Below are 20,122 nucleotides of genomic sequence, written 5' to 3'. Positions count from 1 at the left end.
ATCCGGCGAGAAATGAACTCCGATGCAGCCGGTATCCAACATTCGGCGGGTACCCCCAAAAACGAGTCGGCGGCGGGCGGTCATGTGCCCTCTGAGACCAGGGCACGTCCCGTTTCGCCGCCGGCTTTCTTTCACACTGGAGACAAAAGGCACCGGGAGGTCGACTGACCATGGCACCGAACACGAAGGTAAAGACCCTCAAGGCAGAGCCCAGCGCGGGCTCGCAGTCCTTGCACACGCAGGCACCAGCATGGCCTGAGGGCGCAGGAACACGGATTACCCCACAGGACCAGGCCTTTACTTTCGACGTGGCGATTGTGGGCATGGGCTATGTAGGCCTGCCCACAGCCTTGGCCATCAATGCCTCCGGCCGGCGGGTCCTGGGCCTTGACGTGTCCGACGCCCGGCTGGCCGTGATCCGCGAGCAACGGGCCGATCTCCTGGACTCCGACAAGGAGCGGCTCAGCAACGCGCTCGCGGACCCGACCTTCATGCTGAGCAGTGATTTGTCGTTGCTTGCACACGCTGCCGCGGTTGTGGTCTGCGTTCCGACTCCCGTAGACGAGTACTTGGTCCCTGACCTCTCCATTCTCCGGGCGGCCTGTGCCTCGGTGGTCGAATTCGCCACCACCGGCCAGCTGCTGATGCTGACGTCGACAACGTACGTCGGATCCACGCGGGACCTCCTGGCTTTGCCCCTGGCTGCCAGGGGGCTTATTCCAGGCCATGACGTGTTCGTGGCCTTCTCGCCGGAACGCATCAACCCCGGCGTGGATTCTTTCTCCCACGAAGACGTTCCGCGGGTAGTCGGCGGCGTGACGCCGGCCTGCGGCGAGGTTGCCGAACGGCTTCTGAGCGCCAGCACCAAACTGGTTCACGTTGTGCCGTCGGCGGACGTCGCGGAAATGACGAAGCTGGTGGAAAACACTTTCAGGGCTGTCAATATCGCCTTGGCGAACGAATTCGCTGATATCTGCCACGAACTCAATATGGAGGTCATGGACGTCATCGATGCGGCTTCCACCAAACCCTATGGATTCATGGCATTCACTCCAGGTCCAGGAGTCGGCGGACACTGCATCCCCTGCGATCCCCACTACTTGCTGTGGCAATTGCGTAAAGCCCGCTTGACGGCCCCGGTGATCGAACAAGCGATGGCCGGGATTGCAGGCAGGCCGCACCAGGTGGTGGAGAAGGCCAGGCGTATCCTGTCGGACCGCAACCACGGTGTTGCCGGTGCCCGCGTCATGGTGCTCGGGGTGGCGTACAAGCCGGACGTCGAAGATCTCCGGGAATCCCCGGCATTGGAGATCATCACCTCCCTGATCGCCGACGGAGCGGAAGTGGCATTCTCCGATCCGTGGTGCCGGACGGCTCCGGACGGCCACGGCGGGACACTGGAATCCGAGCAATCGCCTGCTGAGTGGGGCGCGGACCTGGTGATCCTGCACACGAAGCACACCCAGATGGAACTTGACTGGCTGGCCGGAGCGCCGGCGGTCCTGGACACGACCTACCGCTTGCCCAAGGCCGACAACGTAACCCGGCTCTAGATCCACCACGATCTCGACGGAAGCAGGAGTAATGAAAACAGCAATAACCGGCGGTGCCGGGTTCATAGGAAGCCACCTTGTTGAACATTTGTTGGCTGCCGGGGACGAAGTCGCCGTGTTGGACAACTTGTCCACCGGACGCTTGGAGAATCTCAAAGGCGTCATCGGCCACCGGAACTTCCATTTCATCGAGGGCACCATCCTCGACCGCGACGCAGTGGACAAAGTAGTGGCAGGTGCCGATAGGGTCTTCCATTTGGCGGCCGCAGTCGGTGTGAACCTGATTGTCGACCACCCGCTGGAGAGCCTCCGTACGAATATCCATGGCACGGAGGTAGTCCTGGACTCGGTCCTGGAATCGGGTGCCTCGCTGCTGCTGGCCTCCACGAGCGAGATCTACGGCAAGAACGCCTCGGACAGCCTTTCGGAGGAAGCGGACCGCATCCTGGGATCCGCGCTCAAATCCCGGTGGACCTATGCTGCGGCCAAGGGCATTGACGAGGCATTTGCCCATGCGTACTGGCGCCAATTCGGGTTGCCGGTTGCCATAGTCAGGCTCTTCAACACGGTCGGTCCCCGGCAGACCGGCCGCTACGGAATGGTTGTTCCCCGGCTGGTGAGGCAGGCTCTCGCCGGCGAGCCCCTGACGGTGTATGGAGACGGCCACCAGACGAGGTGCTTCTCCTACGTCGGCGACATCGTTCCCGCCATCGTCCGGATTTCCGAGGAACCTCTTGCCTACGGAAACGCCTACAACCTCGGCGGCAGCTACGAGATTTCCATCCTGACGCTGGCCGAAAGGATCGTTGAACTCCTCGGCAGCGAAAGCGTCATCACCTTGGTCCCTTATGAGCAGGCGTACTCGGAAGGCTACGAGGACATGCGCCGGCGGGTTCCGGACAACAGCAAGTCTTTCGAGCTTGTCGGCTTCGATCCGAAGACAACGTTGGATGAAATCATCCGCAACGTGGCGGCCGACTACAAGCCGGCAAAAGTCCTGGATCCCGCAGGCTGGAAGATCACCCTCGCGTCTTGAACGAAGGAGCAGGCTAGCCTACAGCGTAAGGACAGGCGGCTGGGTGAGCGGACTATCCGCACACCGGTCGCCTGCCCTTGTCCAAGGAATGATCGTCAAAACCACTTTCCAGGAGCACGATGTGAATCGCCCAGCATCGGGACCAAGGCGTTCCCGTCGGGGTCGAGTGGCTGCACTTGCGGTCCTGACCATGCTGTCGGCGGCGTGCGGTGGGCCGGGCCCGAATCCGAGCCCGTCGGCCACGACGGCCGGCCGGTATCCCTGGCACACCGGAATTGTGTCCACGACTTTCTGGGTCGGAGAGATCTTTGATCCCAAGGCAGCCGACGGAAGCCAGGTGATGTCCACCTACGACTCCCGGTGGATGCAGAGCTACGGAGGCTGTGACGGCGTTGAGGCGAACGGCTGCCACACCGAAGCGAGAACGCAGGCCAACGGATACGCGCCCAAAAACATGACGCCGAAGGAAAACCCGTTCTACCTCGATCTTCCGTACGATGACGTCAACGATCCCGTCGCCTTTGCGGAACGGGCAAGCGTCATCCCATGGGCCAATGATCCGGGTTTCGCGGGCAACGCCCAGAACCGCTCCTTCAGCTACATGAAGAACCAATGGGTCAGGATCCGGATGGGCAGCCGTGAATGCTACGGACAGATCGAAGACGCCGGTCCGGGCCAGTATCACGACAAGGAATACGTTTTCGGCTCCAATGATGCGCGTCCTGCCAATAAGAACTTCAACGGTGCCGGCATGGACGTCTCGCCTGCGCTTAACGGGTGCCTGGGTTTCTCCGAGCTCGATGGCGAGTCGGACAAGGTCGACTGGCAGTTCGTGCCACGGGACCAAGTTCCGGCGGGTCCGTGGCTGAATATCGTCACGGTGAGCCAAGTGAAATAGACCCGGCGGCCGGAGCCGTCCAAGCAATCCGGTGCAAGCAGTCCCTCGAAAACTGGAGGTATCCATGCAGTGGCTCAAAAAGCTGTTCCAGCACGGCAACGGCCGGCACCTCGCGCGTCCGGTCGAACCCAGGAACCAAAACAAAGCGTAACCGCGTAACCTCGTAACCTGCCGGCGCGGCATGATCCTGTTGATCGGCCAAGTCAAGGCAGTTTGGCGTGGAACCCTGCGCTCAACAAGTCGGAAAAGCGTTGGGTCCCTTGATCGATACCGCTGCACACGTGGCTTGCTGCGTCCTCCGGGGTGTCCTGGGGACAAGACACGTCCCGGTTCAGGGACCACATTGACACTCGTTGAACCCCCTTGCTGACGGCGAAAGAGTTCAACCCGCGGGCTGCGTCAAGGTCGAATACTTCGCCTGGGAGGTCGTTCCGGCCGATCATGGGCGTCAATCCCATCTTTCCCCAGATCTGCTCGCTGTTCAGGGTCATTCCCGCACGCTGATAGATGATGCTGAGCTGATCGTGCGTGGACTGGGCGGCTGAGGTTCCGGCATCGAGCATGCTCTGGGAGTTACTCCGGCTTGATCCGTAGTTCATGGTCATGATGTTGACCCCGGCCAGCTGGACGCCCGCGGCCAGCATCTGGTCAACGGCGGAGGTTCCGGCGTCGGTCAGTCCTTGCGGGGTGACTGGAAGGGTCAGCCAAATTGAGAGGGCGTGCCCTTCCTTGATCCGCTCCTTCTGGAGGGCGGAGATGGCATTGGCGCGGCGCTGCCAGGCCGCGCTGTCGGCCAGGTTGTCGCCCTCGACGTCGAAGTCGATGGTTGCGGGGTTGTAGCGCTCCAGGACGGCCCGATAGGCCCTCTCCAGCTCGGCTGGATTCTGGCAGGAGTCTGCGAGTTCACTGTTCACTGAACCGCCGAAAGACACAGCGAACGCGCCACCGTTCGACCGCAGCTTGGCGATACGCGCCTCGAGATTCAGCGAAGTCTTCGCGGCGTCAAGGCTGTAGGTGCTGCCCCAACTTGGTGTGCAGGCCTGTCCAGCCATCGCCACCACAAACGCCAACGTGACATTTTTGGTGCCCTCGCCCGAAGGTACTTCGAAAGCGTACTGGGGCACCACGGTAACGTCGACGTAGCCGGAAAACCATGGTGGTTCGACGGCGCCGTTCCCGTCCGTGGTGAACCGCCACACAAGGATGCCGCCAATCGCCGCCACCGCCAGGGTCGCGGCAATGCAGGCCCGGGCGAAAGCTGACAGCGGCCGGCGAAGTCCCTTGGCTCGGGCGGCCACGCCTCGGACGTCCCGCCTGCGGACCTCCTTGGCGGCAATTGAGGTGCCGCTTGCCTGGTTCCTGGACACGCTCTTCCGCCATCCTTAAACTCCGACTGCCCTGATTGCACCATTTGACCACGAACAGATCGGATTCGCCCCTGCTCGCAGCCGCGTGCTTTGTCCCGGTAGCCTCGGCGCGCAGCGCACGAGTAGTGGCGGTGTCCTGACGCCAAGGTTGAGTGTAAAGACGGGTAGAGGCTACTCGTGTCCGCCGTCGCCCTCATTCTTAGGCTGATGATGTCAGTTGGTTGAGGGCAACGGGGGAAAGACAGGTCTCGCAATGGAAATGGACGCTCTGGTCCGGGCTACATCAGGACACGGCGGATTCATTCGAGAGGGCGCTTGCCTGTATCTCGAGCCCGTTGGGGGATTCAGCACGGTCCTTCCCACAGATCCAGCGCCAATTGACGGTGCTGCCGGATGGCGGCACGCCCTCATGCAGAGGGCCCCTGAGCGGGGGCCGGTGGTGAATAAGCCTTTGAGACCGAGGCTTCCCCCAGTCGCCACCGGCCCCTTCAGGAAACCCGGCAGCGCGGGTTGGCGATGAGTCGCCGGGGAAAGGGCGCCGCGTCGGACCCGGGCCGCGCTTCGAGGAAGCGGGCAGGTCTGTGGGCTGCCTCGTGGGTGTCGGTGCTGCTCCTGTTGACGGGCGCGACATCGCTGATCCACGGAAGCCAGGTTCCCGTCGATGGGTCCGGGACGAACAGCCCCACACCTTCTGCCGACCCGCTCTCATCTGTCAGCTTGACGTTCGACGCCGGCCGGTCAAGCCAGATGGAGGCCGCCCGGATCATGAAGGACCACGGCCTCCGAGGCACCTTTTTCATCGACTCCGGATTTGTTGGCGCACCGGACTACATGACAACGGACAACCTCCACAGCCTGGCCGCGGGCCAGAATGAGATCGGTGGCCATACCGTCACCCTTGCCGACGTGACTTCTGTGGAACCGGACGAAGCGTCGAGGCAGATCTGCAACGATCGAGCTAACCTCACGGACTGGGGCTTCAAAGTCACCTCCTTCTCATATCCGTTCGCGGCATCAACGCCGAAAACGGAGGAGCTGGTTGCTGGATGCGGCTACAGCAGCGCGCGCGGCCTCGGCCAGATAGCCACACCCCTTGACTGCGTGGGCTGCGCGGCAGCCGAAACTGTCCGCCCCGCCGACCCCTTCCGGACACGGGCAACATCGGAAGTCGGCAGCAGCTGGACGTTGGCCGACCTTGAGGCGACCGTCGCGCAGGCAGAAAAGGCCGGGGGCTGGTTGCAGCTGACCTTCTACGACATCGACAACAGCGGCAGTCCGCGCTCCATCAGCCCCGCGTTGTTCGAACAGTTCGCCACCTGGCTGGCGGGCAAAACCCAACAAGGAACCATGGCCGTGCGGACGGTACATGACGTGATCGGCGGCGTTGCCAAACCGGTGGTAAACGGTCCCGTGGCGGCGCCGGCAGCACCGGGGAAGAACGCCATCCGGAATCCGGGGCTGGAAATCGCTGGAAAGTATGGCTTGCCGCAATGTTGGCAGGTGTCCTCCTACGGCAAGAATTCGGTAGTCCTGAGCACCTTGACCCCCGGACGCACTGGTGCGGTAGCCCGCAGGCTGGACGTAAGCGATTACTCGTCCGGTGACGCCAAATTGCTTCCCGTCCTCGACCTCGGAGCATGCGCTCCGAGCGTAAGCGCCGGCCACAGCTATTCGCTCAGGGCGTGGTACCAGTCCGACGCGAAGACCCAATTTGAAGTGTATTACCGCAACAAGCTGGGCACGTGGACCTACTGGACGGCCAGTCCATGGTTCCCGGCGAACACTAGTTACGAGCAGGCGATCTGGGAAACGCCGCCCGTTCCGGCAGGAGCCGAGGCCATCAGCTTTGGAATGAACCTCTTCAGCGATGGCCAGCTTGCTACCGACGATTACGAAATGTACGACACAGTGGGAGCTCCGTCGCCGTGATAGTTTTTTCGATCTTTTTGGTTCTGGGGGTAAGCACGATCTTTTGGTCGCTGGCCGGGCTGATCCGCCTGGCGGGGGAGGAGTCTTGGCGAGCCCGCAGGTTGTCATACCGTATCCGTGGGTGGATCGCCTCGCTGCGGGGCGGCACGGCACCGATCCCTCGGAGCCAAAGGGCCCGCCATCGTGCGCGGGGAGCGCGGATCTCGCCGTCGAATGTCGCGGTCCTCGTGGCTGCCCACAACGAGGCCTTGGTCATCAAGGAGACAATCCTTGCCGCGTCCGCTTTAGTCCCTCGACGCAACATCCACGTCGTTTCCGACATGTCCACCGATGACACCGCGGCCATTGCGCGGGCCGCCGGGGTGAAGGTCCTTGACCTTGAACCCAACCGCGGCAAGGCAGGCGCACTCGCGGCAGGCATCGCCTATTTTGATCTGTGCAAGCGGTTCAAGGTGGTCATGCTTTTGGACGCTGACACTCGTCCGATGCCGGATTACCTCGAAACGGGGCTGCCGCTGTTTGACGATCCGACGGTGGTCGCCGTGGCGGGGCGCGCCAAGTCGATCATGAGCCCGGCAGCTCCGACGGCGATTGGCCGCTTCGTGGTGGCCTACCGGGAGCGCCTGTACATCGTGGTCCAATTGCTGCTCAAATACGGACAGGCAGCCCGGGGCGTGAATGTCGTTTCGATCGTGCCGGGATTTGCCAGCATGTACAGGTCCAGCGCACTCGCAAAAATAGAGGTCCTGGCCCCGGGACTGGTGATCGAAGACTTCAATATGACGTTTGAGATCCACGCAAAGAAGTTGGGCCGGATCGCATTCCATCCCTCCGCCGCGGTGGCATACACCCAGGATCCGGACAACCTGAAGGACTACATCAAGCAGGTACGGCGGTGGATACTTGGTTTCTGGCAGACCGTCAGGCGGCACGGCCTTCGGTTCAGCAGGTTTTGGGTTGCCCTGGCGCTGTACATCGTTGAGCTCGTAGCCAGCTGCCTTTTCTTCGTGCTCCTGGTGCCGGCTTTCCTGCTGTCGTCCCTCGCCGCGGTCGAGGTGTGGATCTTTGGCGATCGCTCGGACGTTTTTATCTTTCTGTCGGGCGTCCTGCGGCCCCAGGACGTTCTCATCGGAGTCTTCCTGCCGGACCTTGTCCTTTCGATCCTTGCCGCAGTTTCGATGCGCAACCCGCGCTTTCTGTTGATGGCACCCCTGTTTCCGCTGATGCGGATCCTGGACGCGGTCATTTGCCTCCAGGTCTTGCCCAAGGCGTACTCGTCGAGTTCGTCGGGAGTTTGGGTCAGCCCGGTCCGCAGGATCCAGCGCCAGCCTCAGGAAATCGCGACGCCGGGACCTTCCGTGGTGCGGGCCGGCTAGGACACAGCCCGGCTAGGACACAGCCCGGGCGAGTGACCGGACACGCGAACGCCCGTGCCATACAGCCATTGCGGCTGGGTGGCACGGGCGTCCGACACTGCCGGAGCGCGTAGCAGTATCCCGCTGAACTGCGGCTCCCGGGAACGCGTGTGGCGTTAGTTGGCCACTCCCGAAGTAGTGACAACGTTGAGCCACGGACCGGCCGGCACGCTGGCTCGGTCAACGAAGCGCCACGATACGTGGTCATTGTCGCCGTTCAATTCAGCGAAGCCCAGGCAACCGTTCAAGGCAGGCGACACATCCATGCCTGCGCCCTGGCTCGGGTCGCCGGAGAAGGATTTGTTGGCGGGCCGGGCGTTGTTTGCCCCGAACACGTAGGCAGAATCGTGGTACAGGGAACCGCTGGAGGGGCCGGCATCTTCAACTTGTCCGTAGCACACGCCGCCATTGGGGCCGGTGATCTGGACCCACGCGTTCTTCATGTAGCTGTAGCTCGAGTCTGCACAGTGGTTGACGCCTGTCTTGGCGTTGTCCGCGGCGGCCCAAGGAATTACATTGCAACGCTCGGCGAAAGCGGTGCTGTCATTGACGTCGTCGTACGGCAGATCCAAGTAGAACGGGTTCTGCAAGGGCTTGGGTTGGTGCAGCGGGAAGTACCCGTTGCTGGCAACGCGCTTTTCCGTGGCGCACTGGAAATTCGAGGCGGTGCCGGAACTGACTCCGTCACAACCGCCGTAAGTGCTGCCGGGGCAGCCGCTCGCGCCGGACGGAGTGGTTCCCATATTGACGCCAGTGTGCTGCAAAGCCCATTGGCCGTTGTAGGTGGAGCAGACCTGGGAGCCGTCCGAGAGGCTGGCATTGAAGATTTCGCCCACCCAGAAGGTGGTGCTCACGATATTGGTGTGCAGCGGATATGTTCCCGTGACAGGCAGCGGGGCTGCCGTTGGTGCGGGTGCGCTCGTCGTGGCTGGAGCGGGCGCGCTTGCGGGTGTTGTGGCCGGGGCCGGCTTGCTTGTCGTCGCAGCGACCGGGATGTTGCTGGGCGTCGGCGTCGAAGTGCCCTTGGGGGTGGAAGAAACGGTCGGCGACGGAGCTGGCCGCGTACTTGTGCTCGACGGGCGGCTGCCGGCTTGATAGGAGGACTTGTGTGACGACTGGACAGCCGAGATGGTGGCGAAACCGCCGAAGGCAAGAAGTGCGACGGCGACGAGCGCTGTGAACAGGTGTTTCATATTTTGGATGACATATCTGTTGGGGACATAGACATACGAGACCTGGGCATGGATAAAGGCGATCTGCGGCGAAAATGCCGCAGAGTCGCACACGGCCAAAGGGTGTGTGACGACAGAGTCGTTGCGAAAATCGGCTGCGCTTCAACTCCCCAGAAGTAGCCAGCCGGAACTTACTCTTGCGGCACCAGCTTACACAGTCAGATCACAGGGCGATAACAGCGGACGCAAATCCGTCGGGTGAACCGGGCTGGAAACGAAGCCAGGGCAGCTCACCCGGGAGCTCCGTGGAGCGCGGATTTATCGCGCAAGTAGCCCCGGAAAACCAAGTAGTTACCACTCAATCCAGGACTGAAACCCGGAGGTAACGTGTGGAAATGACACCGGTCCGTGCCAAAGCCGTCAGGAACGTGTGTCCGGCGGCCCGAAGATGAGACAGGACCATGGACGATACCGAAGGGACCCACACCTCGCCCCCGATTATTCGGGCAGCCGAGCTCCAGGAGATTGTTATTGCCTTGTCAGGGCCGGAACCGGCCGGGATTATCGTCTCGGGCCCGGGGGGTTCCGGAATGACCACTCTCTTGGACGCCGCGGCTTCAGTGCTGAGCGGTTCCTTCAGCGTGATCGCCCACAACGTCTCGGAGTCATTCGCGGACATTCCGTTTGGCATAGCCATGGCGCTTGTGCCGGACCTGCCGGCCAGGACCAAGGTGTGGCCGGGCTCGATCGTCGCGGCTTGCCGCAAGGCAGTGCGTGGCGCCGCTGCGTCCGGATCCCCAGCGTTGCTCGTGCTGGACAACATCGATTTCCTGGATGACATGTCCCTTTGGCTCCTGAACCAGCTGCTTGTTGAACCGGATATCCGCCTCATTGCGACACACCGCTCGGACCGGCCGTTGCGGATGGAACTCATGGAGTCGGTGGTTTCGCGGCAGCTGTCCGTTGTGACCCTGGACGATCTCACGGAGGAGCAGCTTCGCGAGTTCCTTGATGATCGCCTCGGGGGGCGCTCTGCCCGCAGCCTGGTCCGGGAAATCCATATCCTCACCGGGGGTAACCTGCAGACCGCGAAGTTGCTCCTGGACGAAGCCGCGGCACGTGGCGAGATCGTGGAGCAGGCTGGTTCCTGGATGTTGTCCGGACCGATCCGCATGGACGGTTCGCAAGCGCTCGAGCTGACCCGCCACCGGCTTGAGGGCTATTCCGTGCCACAGCGGCAGGTGGTGGACCTCTTGGCGGTGGGGGAGCCGATACCCCTGGCGGTCCTCGAACAACTAGTCCAAAAGCGGGCGATCGAAGCGCTGCGGGCTGACGGAACGATCCGTGTCCAGAAGGACAACCAGGAGGCGGCGACCCTCAGTCACGCCATCGAGGGGAGGTTGGCCCGGCAACAGCTCGGACCTGCAAGGATCCTCGAACTCCACCGGAGCATCTACGCGGCGTCCTCACCCGCTGGTGATGACTCGCTCTGGACGTTGTTCCGTCGCGTGGACCTCGAACAGGCAAGCGGCTTGACGGTGCCCGACGCCGATCTTTTGGCGGTGGCCGTTGCCGCAAACGACGTTCACGACCACCGGAGGGCGCGGCGGTCCGCGGAGGCGGTGAGGACGCCGGAACTCGGACTGGCCGCAGGTGTGGAGCTGGCACGCGCCCTTTACCAGACAAGGGATTTCCCGGGGGCCGTGACGATCCTGAAGGGTTTGGTGGCAAACACTCCCGACGTCCTGAGTTTGGACTTCGCCCACGCCGTGTGGCTTCTGCTGCAAGCGCTCTTGCCGACAGCTCCCGGAGCCAGCGGGCTGCAGGCGGTCCTCCAGGATGCCCGACGACGGCTGGAGGATGCCGCCGTCGGCATCGCGCCGGGCGAGGCCGCCTATTCCGGCTATGCCGCCGTCCGTGACGAACTGGATGTCCTCCAGCTTTATCTGGATGCCCAGAATGGCAGCTGGCCTTCAGCCAGCGGTGAGCTGTTCCAGAGGCTTTGCCATAGCCAGTTGGTCGATCCCGGATCGCCTAGCGAACGCCATCCAATGCCGCCTACCCAGGCCGGCGTGCTGTTGATGGCGCTCGTCTCCCAAGGGCTGGCCGTCAGCGGACGGTTCGCGGACGCCGTCGCCCTCTCGACCCTGGCCCTCGAGGCCTTGGGGCGGCTGCCACGGTGCCCTGTGGACTTCCACTCCGCTGTCTTGACGATCCACGGGTCCAATCTGATCTGGCGCGGGCAATGGGGTGGCCCGGAGATGTTCTGCGCCGGCAGTTCCAGCTACAGCAACCGGATGAGCTATTTCGGTGGGTCTGCGCATCTCTACAGGGCGCTCGTGCTTGCCAGGCAGGGGAGCCTGGAACTGGCGTGTGAGCAGTTCCGCCAGGCCAAGGCCCGGCTGGATGAGGCCGACCCCGACGGGCTCCTGCCACCGGCTCTCGGAGGACTTGCTGCGGCTGCCTGGTTGCTGGGCGATGTCAACCAAGTACGTCGCGCCTTGGCGGCCTACGATTCCCGGGCCAGCAGCGGGAACTACCTTGCCTCGCAGCTCGCCGAGAGCTACTCGTCCGCCGCCCGGTCAGTGCTGCTTGGCACGGAACACTCGCACCGGAAACTGCTCCAGCTTGCCGGTTCTGCGGCCAAGAAGGGACACCGGGCGCTCGAAATGTTGAATCTCGGCCTGGCCGCCCGTACCGGAAGCAGGGGATACCGGCAGTTGGGCGCGGGGGTGTCGGAGCTGGTGTGGAGTGTCGAGTCAGGCATGCCGTCGGGAGAGGAAGCGGGACAGGAAATGGGAACAGGACAGCTAAGCACCAGTGAGCCTCAGCAGGCGTTTGACCAGGAGGAAGCTTTCGCTTTTGACGAGCCCCGCCCGGTGGGTCCGGAGCCCGCGTCCTCGGCCCTTCCCGGCGTCGTCAAGCTTTCCCAGCGTGAACGCGAGGTGACTGCGTTGGTGGCCTCCGGGCTGAGCAGCGCCGAGGTGGCTGCTCGGCTGGGCATCGCAGTGAACACCGTCAACGCCCACCTGCAGAGGGTGTATGGCAAGCTCGGAGTTTCGCGCCGGCAGAAGCTTTCCGAACTATGGGACGAACTGGCGAAGCCGGAGGAGGAGTAGGGCCGGCGGCCAGCGGATGAAGGCAGGCACGCGGATTGGTGGGACAATTACTAGGTGACACCGCCACTCGCGGCGGTCAGCCTCTGGCGAGTGCCATGCAGCCCTGACAACATGCAGCCCTCACAACACGTAGTCCTCACAAGGAGCACCCGTTTTGACAATGGTTTCCACCCCCGCGTGGGGAGATGCCCAGGTTTCCGCACTCGATGACGATGAAGTCCGTCGTATCCGCAACGACTTCCCCGTTCTTGAGCAGGAAATCAATGGCAAACCGCTGATCTACCTTGACTCGGGAGCCACCTCGCAGAACCCCCGGAGCGTGCTCGAGGCCGAGCAGGAATTCTATGAGCAGCGGAACTCCGCCGTCCATCGCGGAGCGCACCACCTTGCGGTCGAGGCCACCGACGCTTTCGAAGACGCTCGTGCCACGGTGGCGCGTTTTGTGGGCGTGCAGGACGATGAGCTGGTCTGGACGGCCAACGCCACAGCAGGACTGAACCTCCTGGCCTATTCGTTCTCGAATGCCAGCGTGGACCGGGCAGCCGGGGGCGCGGAGCGATTTGCCCTGAAGCCGGGCGACGAAGTGCTTGTCACCGAAATGGAACACCATGCCAACCTGATCCCTTGGCAGGAACTGTGCCGGCGGACCGGGGCGACACTCAAGTACATTCCCCTTGACGACGCCGGCGCGCTGCGGCTCGAGGAGGCGGCACGCCTCATGACCTCGCGCACCAGGATCCTGGCCTTCACCCATACTTCCAATGTGCTGGGCAACATCAACCCCGTGGACGTGTTGGTCCGGATGGCACGCGAAGTAGGCGCCTTGGTGGTCCTTGACGCTTGCCAGTCCGCGCCGCACCTGCCCTTGGACTTCAAGGCCCTGGACGTGGACTTCGCCGTATTCTCAGGCCACAAAATGCTCGGGCCCACGGGGATCGGCGCGGTCTACGGACGCCGCGAACTGCTCAATGCCATGCCGCCGTTCCTGACCGGCGGTTCCATGATCACCACGGTGACCATGGAAGAAGCCCGATACCTGCCCGCACCCCAGCGTTTCGAGGCCGGAACCCCGCCTATTTCGCAGGCGGTGGCGCTCGCTGCCGCAGTAAACTACCTCAGCGAAACGGGAATGCGCAGGATCGCCCTTCGTGAGGCCGAGCTCGGCCAAAGGCTGGTCACGGGCCTCAGCGCCATTGACGGCGTCCGTGTGCTGGGACCCGGGCCGGGGGAAGAACGGACGGGCCTTGCCGCATTCGACGTTGCCGGAGTGCACGCGCACGACGTCGGGCAGTACCTCGACAATCTAGGCATAGCTGTCCGGGTGGGTCACCACTGCGCCCAGCCCTTGCACCGCAGGCTGGGCCTAAGCGCTTCCACCCGGGCCAGTACGTACCTGTACACCACTTCAGAGGAGGTCGACCTGCTGGTTGAGGCCGTTGCCCAGGTCAGGCCCTACTTCGGGGTAACGGCTTCTGGAGCCGCATCATGAGCGGCCTTGACTCCTTGTACCAACAGTTGATCCTGGAGCACTCCAGGGCCCGCACCGGCGCAGACCTTGCCAGCCTTCCGGACGTCGCGACAGGCGAGCCTGCTACGGGACAAGGCCTCACGGGACAGAGCCACCAGCTCAATCCCGTTTGCGGGGACGAGATCACCCTCCGGCTGAGCCTGGGCACCGCCGGGGACGGACAGGCCGTCACGGAAATCCACTGGGACGGTGAGGGCTGTGCCATTTCGATGGCGTCGGCGTCCATCCTCAGTGAAATGGCGCCGGGTATGTCGCCGCTGTCCTTTCGCCACATGATCGATCACTTCCGGGAATTGATGCGTTCGCGGGGCAAGTTGGAAGCGGATGAGGAACTGCTCCAGGACGCTGCCGCCCTTGCCGGAGTCGCCAAATATCCTGCCCGGGTAAAGTGCGCGATGCTTGCGTGGGTTGCCGCGGAGGACGCCTTGCACCAGGCCGAGGCGAGCCAAACGGCGTTCCGGGCTCTCTAGTGCGGGTAGGGCGAGGTCGAGTAGCGACCACTCTATTTTGGGCACGGGGCCGGACTTAGCCTCGAAGCATGATCACCTTGGAGAGCAGGCGCGAATGGCGCCGGAGCCAGCATCGGGTCCGCCGGGCGGAATTCGTGGTTGTGGGATTGTTGTTCGTCCTCGTCGCCGCGACAATTCTCGCCGCGGTCGCGGGACTGATGCAGTAAGGCCGAATGCTCCACCGCAGCCATGCTGCGGCGTTCACGGCTGTCTATATGAAGTTGGAAAAGGTACCAGGCAAATAGTACGAGGCAATTAGTACCAGGCAAATAGTACGAGGCAATTAGTACGAGGCAATAGCGCGAGGCAAATAAAAGAAAGCTCGGACCCGGAAATCCGGGCCGAGCTTTTTTTGTACCGTTGGCCTGGTCATCGCATCATTTGGGTACCGCTGCGATGAGAACCGAAATCGACATGATACCGAGAATTGCCCAAACAAAGATCAAAGACCAGTTCTTCGCTTGGGCTTTCCTGTGGGCCCCATGCCACACTCGTTCCATACTATTCGCGTCCATAGCAGCAAGGTATTCCTGCCGATACCGCCCAAACAGCGTGCCGACCACCCTACTTGGACGGCTCATTACTCCATTGGAAATATCGGCTACTCGTATCATTCCCACCATGGCATTTCCTGGGTGTCCGCGTACAAAACCCGGAGAAGCGCAACGGTTCGGAGTCTCAAGGGAAGAACGATAGGCTGTTCCAGCGCATCCGGAAGTGCTTAGGCGCCTGGCCAAGGCAGCCGCTGCGCACCTGTTAGGGAAGGACCGAGTGTTGAAGATTCTGGTGCAAGGCGACCTGGGCCAGGTGGCCTACCACGTAGGTGACGAGGCAATGGCAATCGCAGCGGCCGATGAACTTCGGGCCCGTTTGCACGCCGGAATCGTCCTCCTCACCCGGGACCCGGAACAGACCCGGGAACTTTACGGCATGGACGCGATAGACACCTTGGTGTTCCCTTGGCCGCCAGCGGAGCGGAGCAGGCACTTGGAACTCGTCCGCAGGGCGGCTCGCGGCGACCGGACCGCCTTAGCCGCAGAAGATTCCGTGTGGCGGGTCATCGACGAAGTGAAGTCGGCCGACGGCGTGCTGATCGCGGGCGGCGGCAACATGAATTCATTGTATGGATGGTTGCTCTATGAACGCGCGGCGTTGGGCCTCATCGCAAAGGAACTGGGCAAGCCCTTGGTTGTGAGCGGCCAGACCTTCGGTCCCACGCTGCTGCCGCAGGACCAGCACATTCTTCACGAGCTCTTGGATTACGCCGCATTGGTGGGCGCGCGGGAGCCATCGTCTTATGCGCTGGGCTTCCAGATGGGCCTGGATTCAGGGAAATTGACGAGGGTCCTGGACGATGCCAGCTTCCTTGCCCCGCACGGGCCGGCCGATGTGAAAGGTCCAGGCGCGGAGGAATTCGAGTTTCCCACCGGACCTTACATTGCGGCGACCTTTGGTCCCGAATCCTGGCGGGACGGCACCCGCAGCCTAGCGAAGCTGGGAGAAGTGTTGGACCGGGCCGTGGAGCTGACAGGGCTTCCCGTGTATTTGGTCCCGCACGTGGGTCCTCTTGGCCAAGATGGCCAGGGCGGTGACCACGAGTCCCATGAGACAGTTCTGGCACACTCCCGGAGCGGTCGGATTCGACTGTGCCCGGTACTTCCGGCTCCCGCAGCCGCGGCATTGACCGTGGGAGCAGAACTGGTGCTGACAAATCGCTACCACCCTGTGGTCTTCGGCCTTGCGGCCGGCGTGCCCGTCGTTGCGCTCGCGAATGACTTCTACTCGGACGTGAGACTGCACGGAGCCATGGACAACTGGGGCGTGCAGGACTGGGCCTTACCGCTGAGCAGCCTCGACATCGGCGGTTTCGACCTTGCCATCGCCGAGGCGTGGGCGAGGCGCACGGAGTTCCGGGAACACCTTGAATCGCTGCGTCCCCGGATACGCGCCGTTCACGAGAACTGGTGGGACGCCGTCGCAAGCATCTTCTCGGCGGCTGGGGCCGAAGCAGCGAAGGGGCTGGAAGACGTCGTGACGCTAGGGTCGGACTCGGAGTGGGCCAAGCAGGCCAAGGGGCAACGGCTCCAGTTCCGTGCCCTGAGCGGCGGAATCGCCCGCCTATGGACGGAGTGGGACGATGTCCGCTCGCAACGCGATCTGCTGTTGCATGAAAGGAATGAAGCGCTGGACGAAAGGGAACGAATCGTGCAATCACGATCATTCAAAGCTGCTTCCGTGTTGCGTAAAGGCGCAAGCGTGCTGCGCCGTGTTTCGGGAGGTCGTCGATGAACGCCCAAGCCCGCGTCGCCGTCGTCGTACGCACCAAGAACCGGCCTGTCCTCCTGCGCCGGGCGCTCGAAGACATCTTTGACCAGTCCTTCGAGGACGTTGCGGTGGTCGTCGTTAACGATGGCGGTGATCCTGTTCCCGTGGATGCGCTCGCGAGGACCTGGGACCACCTTCCCGCCGGCAAGCTGACGATCCTGCACCACGAGGCCAGCAAGGGCATGGAGGCAGCGTCCAACGCGGGGATCTACGCCACGGACTCGGAATTCATCTCCATTCATGACGACGACGATCGCTGGCACAGGGACTTCCTGAAGAAGACTGTGGGCTTCCTCGACGAGTCGCCGCAGGCCCAGGGAGTAGCTGTCCGCACGGATATCGTCTACGAGGAAATCCGTGGCGGAGTCATCGAGCAGACCGGCTCCCACGGGTTTGAGCACGAACTTCGTGCGATCACCCTGTCCGACATGCTTCGCAGCAACCGGGTGGTGCCGATTTCCTTCCTCTACCGCCGTTCCATCCTCGAACGGATCGGCAATTACAACGAAGCGCTGGACGCCGTAGGAGACTGGGAGTTCAACCTCCGTTTCCTCTCGGTATCCCCGATCGAATTGCTGGACGGCGAGCCCCTCGCCTATTGGTGCCATCGACCGGCAGAGCGCGGCGACATGGGAAACAGCGTCATAGCCGGTGCCGATGACCACCAAAAGTTCGACCGCTATGTGCGTGATGTCTATCTTCGCGAAGAGGCCGGCAAATCCGGATACGGAACCTTGCTCTATTTAGCCCAGATGCACGCCCAGCAAGAGGGAGCGATCCACGAGTTGCGCGGGCTGGCCGAGCGGATCAATTCGAGCGTGGATGAGCTCGGGCGACGGCTGGGGTCCTTGGAGGAAACCGTCCTGAACAGGACAAGTTTTTCCGACCTTGCGAGAAGGCCGGCCCGGCTGACCGGCAGGATCCTCCGGCTCCTGCGGGGCAAGCGGTAACAGCCGGCTCCTCGCCGAACGACCCGGTGCGATGAACATGTGGGACCAGGTGGGTCAGGCGCTGGTAAAGACGTCAGGCACGCCATCGCCGTCGTCGTCCCTTTGCTCCTCTCGCGCCAAGCGGCGGTAGTGCCGGTTACGGGCTTTAAGCACGACGGCGGCGAGCACCGCCGCGGCGAGGGAACCGGCGAGGATGGCCACTTTCGCGTGGTCATCGTGCTGGGAGCCGGTACCGAAGCCGAGCTCGGAAATCAGGAGGGAGACGGTGAAACCGACGCCCGCCAGCATGGCCAGCCCCGCGACGTCGATCCACGCGAGTCCGTCGTCCAGCCGTGCGCGGGTGGTCTTTGTGACAAGGAATGTGGTGCCGAAGACTCCGGCGGCCTTGCCTGCAACGAGGGCCAGGACAATGCCCAGAGCCACCGGATCGCGCAGCGCAGCTCCCAGGCCCTCCGCGCCACCCAGAGCCACGCCTGCGGAGAAGAACGCGAAGACAGGCACCGCAAAGCCGGCAGAGAAAGGACGCAAGCGGTGTTCGAAGCTTTCGGCGAGCCCGGCCGCCGGCTCACCCTTCTTGCCGGAAGCCGCGACCGGCACGGCAAATCCGAGCAGGACCCCGGCCACGGTGGCGTGGATTCCCGAGGCATGGACGAAGGCCCAGGTGGCTGCGGCCAAGGGGAGTAGCAGGTACCACTTCCGGACGCGCCTCTGGACAAGGAGCGTAAAGAGGGCGAGGGGCACGGCCGCGGCCAGCAGCATGAAGGGCTCAAGGCCGCTCGAGTAGAAGAACGCGATGATGCCGATTGCAATCAAGTCATCCACCACTGCGAGGGTCAGGAGGAAGGTCCGCAAGGCCGCAGGCAAATGTGTGTTGATGACCGCGAGCACGGCCAAAGCGAAGGCGATGTCAGTGGCCGTTGGGATCGCCCAGCCCTTGAGTGTCTCCGCGCCCGGGCCGAGGTTGATCACGATGTAGATGAGCGCGGGGAGGAGCACCCCGCCCACTGCTGCCGCCACCGGGACAATCGCCTTTGCGGGCTGCCGCAGTTCCCCCGCCACGAATTCACGCTTGAGTTCGAGCCCCGCGATGAAGAAGAAAACGGCCAGGAGCCCATCGGAGGCCCAATGACCCAGGCTCAGTTCCAGATGCCAGGGAGCGTAGCCGATCTTGACCTCGCGCAGCGCGAAGTAGCCACGGGCAAGGGGTGAATTTGCCCAGACGAGCGCGGCCACCGTGGCGGCGAGCAAGAGCGCGCCACCAACGGTTTCGGTGCGCAGGATGGCCAGGATCCGTTGGTACTCGGGGAAGCTGGAGCGGCTGAAAACCCTGGACGGGGCAGCGGGTTGCCGGCGGTTCGCCATGTGGCTCCTTGGGAAGCTGAGGGTCGACAAAACTGTTGCCGACCAGACTTCCCGGCGCACCTGTATTCCATTTTAGCGGGCGTTACGTGAGCAGGGCCGTGATCCCGATGACTGCAGTCGCGAGTCCCAGCACCATCGAGATGGTGACCAGCACGACGTGGACCGTGAGGAATTTCGTGGCTTTCCCCTCGGCGTCGCGGGCACGCGGGTCTGCCATGACGCGGCGCAGGAACTGCGGCCAAACAATCAGGGACCACGCCCCCGCGACGATCAGCACAATCGACAGCCCGGCAGCCAGCTTCACGCTAGTGGCTTTCGAGCCAGGCCTGGGCCTGCTGGGACTGGATGTTCAAAGCCTTGCCAACCATCGGTTCGGCCGCGTCGGCGATCTTGCCACCGAGGAACGGAACCGACGAGGTGACGGCACCTTCGAGGTCGACGCGGGTGTTCCCGCCGTCCGCCACCAGGTTCTGCACTGCGGTCACATCAAGCGGAGCGCCCGAGATCTTCAAGGAGATGTTGCTGGTCCGGGAGCCATCGGCCGCTGGGGCGTCCCATTTTTCGGTTTGGGTGACGGTGAGCTTCTCGCCCACGAACTTGCGGGCGATCTCCGGGAGGCGCGTGGTGGGCAGCGTGCGGACCGTGATGGTGGTGAAAGCGCCAGCGACATCACCCTCGATCTGGAATGATTCCAACGTGCCGCCGACATACTCGCTCGTGTGACGCAGGAAGTCTTCGTCGATAAAAGTGGCGACTACGCGGTCGACGCCGTAGGGCAGGGTGGTGGATGCGTTCAGGGCCATGGGGGTCCTCCGTGAATATCTCGGTTGAAAGCTCTTGCGGCTCCCAAACATCCTACGGTGTGCTCGGGGTAGGCTAGGAACGCCCCGGGATTCGAGAGAATTTCGGGTTTTCGTGCTGCTTTCCCCTATCCGACGTCCCTCTTCCGAGGAGTGCCA

General features: G+C 63.0%; 17 protein-coding genes. 12 read left to right on the top strand and 5 right to left on the bottom strand.

The window, feature by feature from the left end:
- Window positions 1-170: 170 nt before the first annotated feature.
- The 3 genes from J2S96_RS08955 (at window position 171) to J2S96_RS08945 (ending at window position 3,487) form a co-directional block, all read left to right on the top strand.
- Complete coding sequence (locus J2S96_RS08955; RefSeq protein WP_306861994.1) at window positions 171-1,553, top strand: nucleotide sugar dehydrogenase; 1,383 nt, start codon at window positions 171-173, stop codon at window positions 1,551-1,553.
- Between the two features lie 31 nt (window positions 1,554-1,584).
- Window positions 1,585-2,589: a dTDP-glucose 4,6-dehydratase gene (locus tag J2S96_RS08950; RefSeq protein WP_306861991.1), complete on the top strand. Its 1,005-nt coding sequence runs from the start codon at window positions 1,585-1,587 to the stop codon at window positions 2,587-2,589.
- Window positions 2,590-2,755: 166 nt separating this feature from the next.
- Entirely contained in the window at window positions 2,756-3,487 is a 732-nt protein-coding gene (locus J2S96_RS08945) for a hypothetical protein (RefSeq protein WP_306861989.1), read from the top strand.
- A gap of 203 nt (window positions 3,488-3,690) precedes the next feature.
- Here the strand turns inward: J2S96_RS08945 and J2S96_RS08940 are convergent, their stop codons facing one another.
- Window positions 3,691-4,854 carry a chitinase gene (locus tag J2S96_RS08940; protein ID WP_306861987.1) on the bottom strand — a complete coding sequence of 388 codons (1,164 nt, stop codon included), beginning with the start codon at window positions 4,852-4,854 and terminating at the stop codon, window positions 3,691-3,693.
- Window positions 4,855-5,370: 516 nt separating this feature from the next.
- Here J2S96_RS08940 and J2S96_RS08935 point away from each other — a divergent pair.
- Window positions 5,371-6,783: a polysaccharide deacetylase family protein gene (locus tag J2S96_RS08935; protein WP_306861985.1), complete on the top strand. Its 1,413-nt coding sequence runs from the start codon at window positions 5,371-5,373 to the stop codon at window positions 6,781-6,783.
- Window positions 6,780-8,159 (top strand): glycosyltransferase family 2 protein, encoded by a 1,380-nt coding sequence (locus J2S96_RS08930; RefSeq protein ID WP_306861983.1) that lies wholly within the window; start codon window positions 6,780-6,782, stop codon window positions 8,157-8,159. The genes J2S96_RS08935 and J2S96_RS08930 overlap by 4 nt, the downstream gene beginning before the upstream one ends.
- 155 nt (window positions 8,160-8,314) lie before the next feature.
- Here the strand turns inward: J2S96_RS08930 and J2S96_RS08925 are convergent, their stop codons facing one another.
- Complete coding sequence (locus J2S96_RS08925; protein ID WP_306861982.1) at window positions 8,315-9,052, bottom strand: hypothetical protein; 738 nt, start codon at window positions 9,050-9,052, stop codon at window positions 8,315-8,317.
- A 28-nt stretch (window positions 9,053-9,080) separates the two neighbouring features.
- Between J2S96_RS08925 and J2S96_RS08920 the strand changes: the two genes are divergently transcribed.
- The 7 genes from J2S96_RS08920 (at window position 9,081) to J2S96_RS08890 (ending at window position 17,801) form a co-directional block, all read left to right on the top strand.
- Entirely contained in the window at window positions 9,081-9,293 is a 213-nt protein-coding gene (locus J2S96_RS08920) for a hypothetical protein (protein WP_306861979.1), read from the top strand.
- A 538-nt stretch (window positions 9,294-9,831) separates the two neighbouring features.
- Entirely contained in the window at window positions 9,832-12,489 is a 2,658-nt protein-coding gene (locus J2S96_RS08915) for a helix-turn-helix transcriptional regulator (protein ID WP_306861977.1), read from the top strand.
- Between the two features lie 154 nt (window positions 12,490-12,643).
- A complete protein-coding gene (locus J2S96_RS08910) occupies window positions 12,644-13,978 on the top strand; it encodes a cysteine desulfurase (RefSeq protein ID WP_306861975.1) in 1,335 nt (444 codons plus the stop codon).
- Complete coding sequence (sufU, locus tag J2S96_RS08905) at window positions 13,975-14,487, top strand: Fe-S cluster assembly sulfur transfer protein SufU (protein WP_306861973.1); 513 nt, start codon at window positions 13,975-13,977, stop codon at window positions 14,485-14,487. The genes J2S96_RS08910 and sufU overlap by 4 nt, the downstream gene beginning before the upstream one ends.
- A 68-nt stretch (window positions 14,488-14,555) precedes the next feature.
- A complete protein-coding gene (locus J2S96_RS08900; protein WP_306861971.1) occupies window positions 14,556-14,693 on the top strand; it encodes a hypothetical protein in 138 nt (45 codons plus the stop codon).
- A gap of 604 nt (window positions 14,694-15,297) precedes the next feature.
- Window positions 15,298-16,815, top strand: a complete 1,518-nt coding sequence (locus tag J2S96_RS08895; protein ID WP_306861970.1) for a polysaccharide pyruvyl transferase family protein — start codon at window positions 15,298-15,300, stop codon at window positions 16,813-16,815.
- Window positions 16,812-17,801 carry a glycosyltransferase family 2 protein gene (locus J2S96_RS08890; protein ID WP_306861968.1) on the top strand — a complete coding sequence of 330 codons (990 nt, stop codon included), beginning with the start codon at window positions 16,812-16,814 and terminating at the stop codon, window positions 17,799-17,801. Before J2S96_RS08895 ends, J2S96_RS08890 begins: the two co-directional genes overlap by 4 nt.
- Window positions 17,802-17,855: 54 nt before the next feature.
- On the opposite strand, the gene nhaA is transcribed toward J2S96_RS08890, so the two are convergent.
- The 3 genes from nhaA to J2S96_RS08875 form a co-directional block, all read right to left on the bottom strand.
- The gene (gene nhaA / locus J2S96_RS08885; protein ID WP_306861965.1) at window positions 17,856-19,163 is read right to left on the bottom strand and encodes a Na+/H+ antiporter NhaA; all 1,308 of its coding nucleotides are present in this window, start codon (window positions 19,161-19,163) and stop codon (window positions 17,856-17,858) included.
- 82 nt (window positions 19,164-19,245) lie between these two features.
- Window positions 19,246-19,467, bottom strand: coding sequence for an SCO4848 family membrane protein (locus J2S96_RS08880; RefSeq protein WP_306861963.1), 222 nt, complete (start codon window positions 19,465-19,467; stop codon window positions 19,246-19,248).
- 1 nt (window position 19,468) lies between these two features.
- The gene (locus tag J2S96_RS08875) at window positions 19,469-19,966 is read right to left on the bottom strand and encodes a DUF2505 domain-containing protein (protein ID WP_306861961.1); all 498 of its coding nucleotides are present in this window, start codon (window positions 19,964-19,966) and stop codon (window positions 19,469-19,471) included.
- Between the last annotated feature and the right edge of the window lie 156 nt (window positions 19,967-20,122).

Origin of the sequence: Arthrobacter bambusae (genome assembly GCF_030812595.1) — a bacterium.
GTDB lineage: Bacteria > Actinomycetota > Actinomycetes > Actinomycetales > Micrococcaceae > Arthrobacter > Arthrobacter bambusae_B.
Note: the sequence above shows the minus strand (reverse complement) of the source record. Positions and strands in the feature narration are given on the sequence as shown.

What these genes read in the sequence shown, in the direction of transcription:
- J2S96_RS08955 (WP_306861994.1), top strand. Translation starts at nt 171, where the DNA reads ATGGCACCGAACACGAAGGTAAAGACCCTCAAGGCAGAGCCCAGCGCG.
- J2S96_RS08950 (WP_306861991.1), top strand. Translation starts at nt 1,585, where the DNA reads ATGAAAACAGCAATAACCGGCGGTGCCGGGTTCATAGGAAGCCACCTT.
- J2S96_RS08935 (WP_306861985.1), top strand. Translation starts at nt 5,371, where the DNA reads ATGAGTCGCCGGGGAAAGGGCGCCGCGTCGGACCCGGGCCGCGCTTCG.
- J2S96_RS08915 (WP_306861977.1), top strand. Translation starts at nt 9,832, where the DNA reads ATGGACGATACCGAAGGGACCCACACCTCGCCCCCGATTATTCGGGCA.
- sufU (WP_306861973.1), top strand. Translation starts at nt 13,975, where the DNA reads ATGAGCGGCCTTGACTCCTTGTACCAACAGTTGATCCTGGAGCACTCC.
- J2S96_RS08900 (WP_306861971.1), top strand. Translation starts at nt 14,556, where the DNA reads ATGATCACCTTGGAGAGCAGGCGCGAATGGCGCCGGAGCCAGCATCGG.
- J2S96_RS08890 (WP_306861968.1), top strand. Translation starts at nt 16,812, where the DNA reads ATGAACGCCCAAGCCCGCGTCGCCGTCGTCGTACGCACCAAGAACCGG.
- nhaA (WP_306861965.1), bottom strand. Translation starts at nt 19,163, where the DNA reads ATGGCGAACCGCCGGCAACCCGCTGCCCCGTCCAGGGTTTTCAGCCGC.
- J2S96_RS08875 (WP_306861961.1), bottom strand. Translation starts at nt 19,966, where the DNA reads ATGGCCCTGAACGCATCCACCACCCTGCCCTACGGCGTCGACCGCGTA.